Below are 9,393 nucleotides of genomic sequence, written 5' to 3' on the forward strand. Positions count from 1 at the left end.
ACTTCCTTCATGGAAGTATGCTTCACTTAAAGATAGAGGTGAGATATGAAACATTTTCGTTCTAATAAAAAAGCGATTTTCTTATTAACTTTTCCTGCGTTATTCATTTTCAGCGTTGTAGTCATTTATCCATTGCTGCAAACCTTTTATCGTAGTTTTTTTGAATGGAACGGATTGTCGCAGCCGCGATATATTTTTTTGGAAAATTACAAATCGTTGTTGCATGATGATATTTTTTATACTTCGCTATACAACGGTGCGATCTTTGCTCTTATACTGACCGTGTTTCAGCTTGGGATTGGTTCGGTATTAGCTTTTATTTTATTGGAAAACAAGGTGTTCGGTAAAAAGATATTAAGAACTTCTTATTTTATTCCAGTTGTCCTTTCGGTAACTGTGGTTTGCCAACTTTGGCTAACGATGTACAATGCCCAATTCGGTTTGATCAATAAAATCTTCGAACTTTTGCATTTTACCTACAGACAGGATTGGTTGGGTGATACGAATTTATCCATTATTGCCATTACCGTGGTAGCTTCTTGGCAATTTATGGGCTACCAATTTGCGATAATTTATGCCGGAATGAAAACGATCCCGGAACATATTTATGAAGCGGCCAAACTGGATGGAGCAAGTAAGGTGAAGACGCATCTGAAAATCACGATTCCCCTTATGGCTGAAACTTATCGGATCTGTTTGATTTTTGCTCTTATTGGCGGATTAACTGCTTATGGCTATATGAATATTATGACCGGCGGAGGTCCTGGAACCTCAACCTACACGTTAACTTATCAGATGATTCGTTCTGCCTTTGTTATGAATGAAATCGGCTACGGAAGCGCTTCAGCCGTCGTGCTGATTTTAGAATGTTTTGTTGTGACTCTCATCATTAACCGTTTTATAGCCCGTGAGCGAATTACTTATTAGTTTGGAGATGTGAAAGCATGTCAATGTGGATATCGAATTTAGGCGGCAAAGTTTTTAAGGTATTTCCATGGTTATATTGCATCATTTCGATATACCCTTTGGTATATATGCTGTTCTTTTCGCTGAAATCGAATGAAGAAATTTTGTATCAGAACCCGTTTGGTATACCCCACGTGTTTCATTTTGATAATTATTCACGCGCGGTTAAGGCATTTAATATCCTATTGTTTTTTAAGAACAGCGTAATCGTTTCTTTTGCATCGTTAATCGGAATTATCTTATTTTCCATTACGTTTGCCTATGCGGCTTCGCGAATGGAGTGGCGTCTCAATAAATGGACAACCACATACATGCTAATGGGGCTTTTTATTCCTATCCAATCGATTATGATCCCGCTTTCGCTTCTGGTGAAAAATTTTCATTTGGCTAATTCCTATTTCTCCTTGATCGTCCCATACATTTCATTCAATTTATCGTTTTCTGTTTTGATCTTTTATGGTTTCTTTCGGACGATCCCTCCCGAGATGGAGGAATCCGCTTTTATGGATGGCGCGGGAATCGCCAGAACATTCGTAAACATCATTCTTCCGATTATGAGACCAGCTATCGCGACAGTTATCATTTTTTCCTTTATGGGCGTCTGGAATGAATTCACAATGGCAACCGTTCTTATTTCGGATGCTCATTTTAAAACGCTGCCAGTTGGTCTCGTTTCCTTTACCGGAGCAAGATCTTCCGACTATGGGGGCATGGGCGCCGCAATGGTAATGGCAAGTATCCCCACGTTCGTTGTGTACTTGATATTTAGCGAACAGGTAGAGAAAGCGTTGACGGTTGGCTCCGCAGTCAAGGGTTAAACACACAGCGGACCTGGGAGAAGATGTTAGGTAGCAGAGCGATCACTAGAATTCGGAGGTAAGTTAAATGTCAAAGCAACTCGCAAGAAAGTGGAAAGTATACGTGATACATCACTCGCATACAGATATCGGTTATACGGAAAGACAAGAGAAAATCGAACGTTTTCATGGAGATTTCATTCGCCAAGTCGTTCGGATCCTGAATGATATTAAGTCGGGCAAACGCGCCGAATTGAAAGGGTTTCGTTGGGTGTGCGAAACGTTCTGGCAGGTGGAGAAGTTTCTTGCCGTGGCGACCGCGGATGAAATCAGAACATTCGAAGAGGCTATCCGCGACGGAGATATCGAGCTCTCCGGCACTTATTTGAATATGAACGAATTGATTTCCGGTGATGTTCTTAAACCTATGTTGAATCGCTCGGTTGCCTATGGGCAATCCTTGGGCGTGCCGGTCAGATCGGCCATGATTGCGGATATTAACGGCTTAAGCTGGGGATATGCGCAGGAGATGGCGGATGCGGGGATCGAACATTTTCTCACCTGCATTCATCCACTTCACGGGATATTCCCGCTTGGACGCAAGCAAACGCCGTTCTGGTGGAAGACGCCGAAAGGCGATCGCTTGCTTGTCTGGAACAACGAATACTATCATATGGGCAACGAACTCGGGCTAGTTCCGAACGCAGTGAATTCGTATGTCATGAAGGATGAGTTCAAAGCTTTTCCCGTTTTGGAAAACCATCATGAATCGAGCGCTAAGCGGATATTCCGTTATCTGCGTAATCTGGAAGACGAGGGCTACCCGTACTCCTTCGTGCCGACGATGGTGTCCGGCTTGATTACGGACAACTCTCCGCCCTACGGCGGAATCGTAGATTACATCCGGGAGTGGAACGCGAAGTACGGAGATGAGATCGAAATGGAATTGACGACGTTGAGTCCGTTCTTCGACAAAGTCAAGCAAGAAGCGGACACCGTTCCCATCCCCGAATACGAAGGGGACTGGCCGGATTGGTGGTCTGACGGATTGGCTTCAACCCCGCATTCCACGCAGTTGTTCCGCGAAGCGCAACGCAAGCTTCAAGTGATCAAGTGCTTGGATCCTGGCTTGGAAGTCGCTACCGCCGAGCGAATCGCGCAGGCGGAACGATTGTTGGCGTTATATTCGGAGCACACTTGGGGTTATTCGAGTTCTATCGAAGAACCTTGGAATAATATGGTGCTTCAATTAGGCGCCCGAAAAGAAGGCATGGCCACGCAAGCGCATCAAGCCATCATGACGTTATACGACGATTTGCTTGAAGCGCGCGGGGAGGCACTTCTCTACCCGGAGCGGCCGCTGCGCTATCGGATCATCAATACTTCCGAATTGGATTTAACGGATTATGCCCAATTGTATGTTGACTATTGGGAGTTTCCCCGCTTGAAACTAGGACTTGAAGTGAAAGACGTCATCACAGGCGAAGTCTATCGCCATCAAGTGATTTGGGCCAGTCGGGGCAATGTCGTCGTTGTAGAGGTTCCCATTAAAGCGGGGGAGGAAAAGCATCTTGAGATCGTTTCTTGTCCGGATGACATGTCCCGGGCTGCTACTTCAAGCATCCAAATTGAGGGTACGGATGGCGTACGCGACATCGCTCCGATCGCCGGACTTCATGGTAAATTCGCGGACGACTCTGCCATTCTGATCGATGGCACGCTGCTGGAGACGCCTTACGTTCGAATCGAGTGGGTTCAGGGAGAAGGAATCGTGAGTTGGCTGGATAAACGGTCCGGCAAAGACTTAATTCGCGATGACCGGAAGCATGCGCCGTTTACGCCCGTTTATGACGTTACACCCGTGGACAGACATGAAGATATGGTTGCGGTAAGAAGAGCAATCGGAAGGAATCGCAAAGGAAAAAACGCAGTCGTTGCGACAGGTCATCTTATCGGCTCTAAAAATATTTATCAAGGTTCGTTATTCGCGACCGTGGAGTTGCAGTACAAAGTCGCGGGAACTTCCTATTATGCCGTTCATCTGACGGCTTATGCCCATACGCCGAGGGTAGACGTGTCCGTTCGATTCCATAAGGACAGCGTCTGGGAACCCGAGAACTTATATATTTCGCTGCCGTTCGGCGGAGAAGAGTTGTGGATCGAGAAAACAGGCATCGTCTTGAAGCCGCATGTGAACCAGCTCCCTGGAACAGGTACCGACTTCTATTGCCTTCAGGAAGGGTTTTGCTTTACGGGGGCGGATCAATGGGTAGCCGTCGCGATGCCGGACACGCCGCTTCTGCAAACCGGGCCGGTAGAGCATCATCGGATATTACTTCATGGACATCCGGACTTGGCAAAAGCGCCTCATCTTCCCTATGCCTGGACAATGACGAATTACTGGGAAACGAACTTCAAAGCGACGGTGGGCGGATTTTATGAGTTCAAATATAGCATTCTCTGGGGGAATGAGCGGCAGTCGGCAGAGCGGGCCATTCAGTATTGCCGCGCTGTCAACGCTGGATTGGTATGTTACCGAAGCGAGTAATCAAAGCGCAATAAATCTGATATCAAGTGACACCTATCAGCTACGCGTGGGTGTTTTGAATACTAAAAAAGTTTTATAAGCTTGAAAAACCTTTCATAAGTTCTCAACATGTAATAAAAAGCGAAACAAAATTTTAAACTCTTACAATGTAAAATAAGAGCTTGAGAGAAGAGAGGGAAATAGATGAATTCAAATCAAACGACAATAAAAACGGTTCATGTCATCTTCAAAACGCATTTAGATATCGGATTTACTAATCTTGCTGAAAATGTCTTAGAGACGTATGTAAATCAATTTATTCCAAATGCCATTGCCTTTGCTAATCAGTTAGAACAAGCAGGAGGGCGAGAGCGATTCATTTGGACGACTGGCTCTTGGCTTATCGACTATTATCTACGAACGGCTTCACAGGAGAATAAAATCCGAATGGAAGAAGCCATTCGTAAAGGACTCATTGCGTGGCACGCCTATCCCTTTACGACCCATACGGAGTTAATGGATAAGCGATTATTAGAATATGGACTATCCATCTCGGAAAAACTCGATGAGAGATTCGGCAAAAAAACAATTGCCGCGAAAATGACGGATGTTCCGGGGCACACGATTGGTATGGTTCCTTCGATGGCTAAAGCCGGCATTAAATTTTTTCATATCGGCGTAAATCCGCTTTCGAAAATGCCGGATGTTCCTCCAACCTTTGTTTGGCAGGCGCAAGACGGATCGGAAATTATCGTTGGCTATAACGATCATTACGGAGATGTAGTTAACAATGAAATGGATAACACGTACAAGGGAGCATCCATGATCCCCGGATTAGAAGATGCCATTGTAATCGCTTTAACCGGCGATAATATTGGGCCGCCATCCATTGAAGAAATAAAGACGTTATTCGCTAATCTCGAGAAACAATACCCTGGGGCTGTCATTAAGTCCTCTACAATGGATGCGTATGCCGAGAAGTTATGGGAAGTCAAACATAAACTTCCCGTTATGAAAGAAGAAATCGGGGATACGTGGATATATGGCGTTTCAAGCGATCCGCTCAAAATTTCCAAGTATCGTGAGTTATTAAGGCTTCGCGATAAGTGGATAGAAGAGGGGACGCTTCTCATCCATTCCGAAGAATATGACTCATTCTCGGAAGCATTGGCGCTCATACCCGAACACACCTGGGGATTTGATTTCAGACAGTATTTACCCGATTATATGAACTATTCTAAAGATCAATTTGCTAAAGCAAGAAGCGAAGACCATTTCACTGAGGGAAGAACCCAAAAAATGTATGCTTATGCAACAACCTACCCTATGTTTTATGGTCCGGATACATTTAGTTACAGCCATATTGAACGTTCTTGGGACGAACAGAGAGCCTATATCACTCAAGCGATCAATTCACTGGATGAGCGAAAACAGATCGAAGCTCACTCGGCTTTAGAAAAGTTTAAACCCAAGGAAACGAATCATCAGGGGAATCATAAAATTGAAATTCATGAAACGGTCACCCTAGGCAAATTTCAAGTCGCCTTTCAAAATGACGGTTCAATCGGGTGGCTTAGCGATTCAACGGGCAAAGTGTGGGCGGATCAATCCTCGCCAATCGGTGCTTATAGCTATCAAACGTTCGGATTAAACGATTATATGAATTTTATTAGGGCGTACTGTACCCATTGGCAAGAGTGGGGGCATTTCGCTTGTGTGGATATTTGCAAAATAGGAATAGACTATGCCGTACCGACTCCGGAGAATAAAACGTTTAAACCCCTATTAGAATCCATATTACTAGAGAAATTAGAAGAGATAGATAGGATTCATGTCAATCTTCGAATGGATGACAAGGCTTCAGTCGTACAAGGGGCACCTCGAAGACTTCAAATTAAGTACAGCTTTTATCATCATAAAAGCGAAATTGATATTGAACTGAAATGGTTTAATAAGGACGCACATAGATTGCCAGAAGCGAGCTGGTTCTCTATTTCTCCCAAAGTAAATAATGCTAACCTATGGAAGATGGATAAATTAGGATCTCTTATTTCGCCTTTAGAAATAGTTAAAGATGGTAATCGAAGCTTTCACGCGATTAATACCGGATTGTATTATGACGGCGCTGACGGTCGAGTCGCTTTGAAAACGTTGGATGCGCCTGTCGTTTCCATGGGCAAAGCAAATATATTGAATTTTGATAATACCTTTGCTGATATGAGTGGAGGCTTACATTTTAATCTGCACAATAATTTATGGGCAACAAATTTTAGATCGTGGTATGAAGAGGATAGTTTATTTCGGTTTTCGCTTGTATTAAATTCCATTGCATATGATTAAACAATAGTTTTAACCCCGATTTAAAATTATAGGGCCACCAAGCTTTGGTGGCCCTAACTTGCAACGATATCTCGTTAGCCGTCAATCGCTCGGACGATGACGATTATTACGCAACGGAAAGATCGGATTAAGGAGGAGCTCTGCGATGAGAAATCATAAGTATCATTTTTTTTAATAAGCCGGTGGACGTAAGCGAAGATTTTTTGAAACAAGAGAATACATTTTTTAATATGATGCGTAAGAAAAACTATGACCCTTTGCTTGGCAAGGGTGAAATTGAAAGTGATGGGCAAACGGTACCTTTTTCCTTATCTTTTATATCAGCAAGAACGATTAGGCTGCAAATTTCTGCACGAATGACTACAGGGACCAATCAAGCTCTCAATACTGAGCCTTCCATGATGATTGAGAATGAATTAGGAATATGAAAATTACAGGAAATATCCTTAATCTGTCGGATAAGGCTATTATAGAGTTTATCTTTAGAATTTAGGCATTAGCGAGAGTAGGTGTTAGTAACTCTATCGCGATAACGGGCGGGTGTAATACCGACTTCTCTTGTGAATATTCTTGTGAAGTAATGTACAGAATGAAATCCCGTACTCTCCAAAATATCCTTTATCAGAATGTGTTTATTATGCAATAGCTCGCAAGCTCTCTCAATCCGTTTCTCAAGTAAGTAACTGGTAAATGAAATTCCTTCTTCCATGAATAGCCTTGTTAAATGTCGCCTAGAAATGTATAAGTAATTCGCGATGTCCTCCACCGAAATGTCTTGGGACAAGTTATCTTGAATGAACTGCTTGGCCTGATCAATTAAACAGTTAGAAAACTCTCGATCGCGCAGGGGTGCCCTCGATTTTTGCCGTATGGTGAAAGATTGATGAAAGGAACATAGCAGAGCCAAAGACAGTTGATTCAAGATTGAATTGAAATGTAAAGGCGGATCGCTAGCTTGTTCCCATAACGCCTTCCACACATAAGCCGTATAGGAAGCACTATTTGCATGAACCAGAACATGACCTGTATTCTTTAAAATGTCGTAAATCATTAGCGAATTCGCTGTGCAGTTCTTTTTGTCCACATCAAACCCGACAAACAACATGATCATGTCTCTTCCATATTGGATCTGATGCAGCCTCTCCGGTCGGGACATGAATATTGAACCTGGTTCAAGAGAATAGGACATGCCCGCTTCCAAGTACACCCCTCTCCCCTGCACTACATAACAAACCTCAAAAAACGAATGCTTATGCATTGGATGTACGAAATGAGAGAAGGTAGTTCCCCAATAGTGGATTTTAAAATGGATATCGTCCCCAGCGATAAAAGGGACATTTCGGTTTAAATAATGCTGGGATTCGGGGGAGGGGAGAAAGCTCAATGGGATCACTCCTTTTAAATTTGGCTCAAAAGTACAAATCGAAGGCTTTAATGAATAAATACATTTGATCTTGATCCCATTATAATAAAAGAGTAATGAAAAACAAATATATTCTTTAGATGGGGGTTATCTATGATTTCTGAATAAGATGTCAAGCTGTACCGAGAGGAATGGAGTGGATAGCATTATTCGCAAGCGGCTTTCCGTAGTTTTCAAACTTATTGGCCCGAATGTACAACTTCAAAGCTAAAAATTCATTTATCGAATGAAGGAGATGGTTGTCATTAGAACATTATCAGCAACAGAAAACGCAGCCCAATATGAAAAAGATGGTTACTTGGTCTTTCCAGATATCCTCGATGCTGATTTAATGAATGAAGCCAAGGAGCACGTACAATGGTTGATTGATAAAAATCCGGACTTACGTCCAGAGGCGCTGCATACAAATTTAATTCATAATGATCCTTTCTGGCTAAGACTCGTAAGCGACGACCGACTTTTGGATATTGCAGAGTCCTTTATCGGACCTGATATTGCTTTATTTGCTTCCCATTATATTTGTAAACCGGCATTTAATGGCCGACCTGTCCTATGGCATCAAGATGGAAGCTACTGGCCGTTGGACCCCATGAATGTGGTTACATTGTGGCTGGCAGTGGATGATTCTACAGTTGAAAACGGATGTTTGCGAGTCATTCCTGGAACACATAAGCTTCAGCTACAAGAAATGCAAGCCAGCTTTGAAATGGAGAACGTGTTGGGATCAGAGATTGAGAAGAAATATGTGGATGAATCCAAAGCAGTAGACATTGTTTTGAAATCGGGCAGCGTTTCCATTCACCATCCGAACATTATTCACGGGTCCAAAGAAAACCTTTCACCCCATAGACGTTGCGGACTGACTATACGATACATTCCAACAAGTACAATCGTAACGAAAGAGAGCTTAAACAAAATCCACTTAATGCGCGGTAATATAGTTAAGCACGAGAACATATATCTGCCATTGCCTGCTTTTGATGCAACGGTTCATATGAGCTTCAAAGGCTGTGAGAGCTTTGGTAAGTAAATAATTAGCAATGGCATATTGTGCCGTTTGGTGTACGGAAATGCTAAGCGTTCAACCTACTTTGGTTGGGCGCTATTCTTTATTTTCCAAGTGAGGTGTTGGCAATTGTTGCGGCTTTGGGTTACGGATGTTAGATTGGATTCTGTGATTAGCGCAACAAAATGCCACAACAAAATGTAAGCGTGTCAATTTGCTGAGAAAATGTCACCTTAACTCTTCCGAGAAAATGTCACTTTTACGGTGTTTCCAAACCACCGTTAGGTGGCTTGGACTGTCGTTGATTTTGTGGTATTCTTTACTTGCTTTTGAT

At 43.0% G+C, this 9,393-nt stretch carries 7 protein-coding genes; 6 read left to right on the forward strand and 1 reads right to left on the reverse strand.

The annotated features are described in order from the left end of the window. Nucleotides 1–45 precede the first annotated feature (45 nt). The 5 genes from K7P76_RS17110 to K7P76_RS17130 all read left to right on the forward strand — a co-directional run bounded on the left by K7P76_RS17110 (nt 46) and on the right by K7P76_RS17130 (nt 7,058). Entirely contained in the window at nt 46–927 is an 882-nt protein-coding gene (locus K7P76_RS17110; protein ID WP_232186516.1) for a carbohydrate ABC transporter permease, read from the forward strand. 17 nt (nt 928–944) lie between these two features. After that, nucleotides 945–1,784: a carbohydrate ABC transporter permease gene (locus K7P76_RS17115; protein WP_232186517.1), complete on the forward strand. Its 840-nt coding sequence runs from the start codon at nt 945–947 to the stop codon at nt 1,782–1,784. A 67-nt stretch (nt 1,785–1,851) separates the two neighbouring features. Next, nucleotides 1,852–4,311 (forward strand): glycoside hydrolase family 38 N-terminal domain-containing protein, encoded by a 2,460-nt coding sequence (locus K7P76_RS17120; protein WP_232186518.1) that lies wholly within the window; start codon nt 1,852–1,854, stop codon nt 4,309–4,311. A gap of 183 nt (nt 4,312–4,494) precedes the next feature. Beyond that, entirely contained in the window at nt 4,495–6,630 is a 2,136-nt protein-coding gene (locus tag K7P76_RS17125; RefSeq protein WP_232186519.1) for a DUF5054 domain-containing protein, read from the forward strand. A 203-nt stretch (nt 6,631–6,833) separates the two neighbouring features. Beyond that, the gene (locus K7P76_RS17130; protein ID WP_232186520.1) at nt 6,834–7,058 is read left to right on the forward strand and encodes a hypothetical protein; all 225 of its coding nucleotides are present in this window, start codon (nt 6,834–6,836) and stop codon (nt 7,056–7,058) included. 68 nt (nt 7,059–7,126) lie between these two features. Here the strand turns inward: K7P76_RS17130 and K7P76_RS17135 are convergent, their stop codons facing one another. Continuing rightward, nucleotides 7,127–8,023, reverse strand: coding sequence for a helix-turn-helix domain-containing protein (locus K7P76_RS17135; protein ID WP_349403252.1), 897 nt, complete (start codon nt 8,021–8,023; stop codon nt 7,127–7,129). Between the two features lie 265 nt (nt 8,024–8,288). Between K7P76_RS17135 and K7P76_RS17140 the strand changes: the two genes are divergently transcribed. Next, the gene (locus K7P76_RS17140; protein WP_232186521.1) at nt 8,289–9,083 is read left to right on the forward strand and encodes a phytanoyl-CoA dioxygenase family protein; all 795 of its coding nucleotides are present in this window, start codon (nt 8,289–8,291) and stop codon (nt 9,081–9,083) included. Nucleotides 9,084–9,393 lie beyond the last annotated feature (310 nt).

The organism is Cohnella silvisoli (assembly GCF_021190915.1).
Classification (GTDB): domain Bacteria; phylum Bacillota; class Bacilli; order Paenibacillales; family Paenibacillaceae; genus Cohnella; species Cohnella silvisoli.

Excerpts from the sequence above, each read along its gene's own strand:
- K7P76_RS17110 (WP_232186516.1), top strand. The coding sequence starts at position 46 with ATGAAACATTTTCGTTCTAATAAAAAAGCGATTTTCTTATTAACTTTT.
- K7P76_RS17115 (WP_232186517.1), top strand. The coding sequence starts at position 945 with ATGTCAATGTGGATATCGAATTTAGGCGGCAAAGTTTTTAAGGTATTT.
- K7P76_RS17120 (WP_232186518.1), top strand. The coding sequence starts at position 1,852 with ATGTCAAAGCAACTCGCAAGAAAGTGGAAAGTATACGTGATACATCAC.
- K7P76_RS17125 (WP_232186519.1), top strand. The coding sequence starts at position 4,495 with ATGAATTCAAATCAAACGACAATAAAAACGGTTCATGTCATCTTCAAA.
- K7P76_RS17140 (WP_232186521.1), top strand. The coding sequence starts at position 8,289 with ATGGTTGTCATTAGAACATTATCAGCAACAGAAAACGCAGCCCAATAT.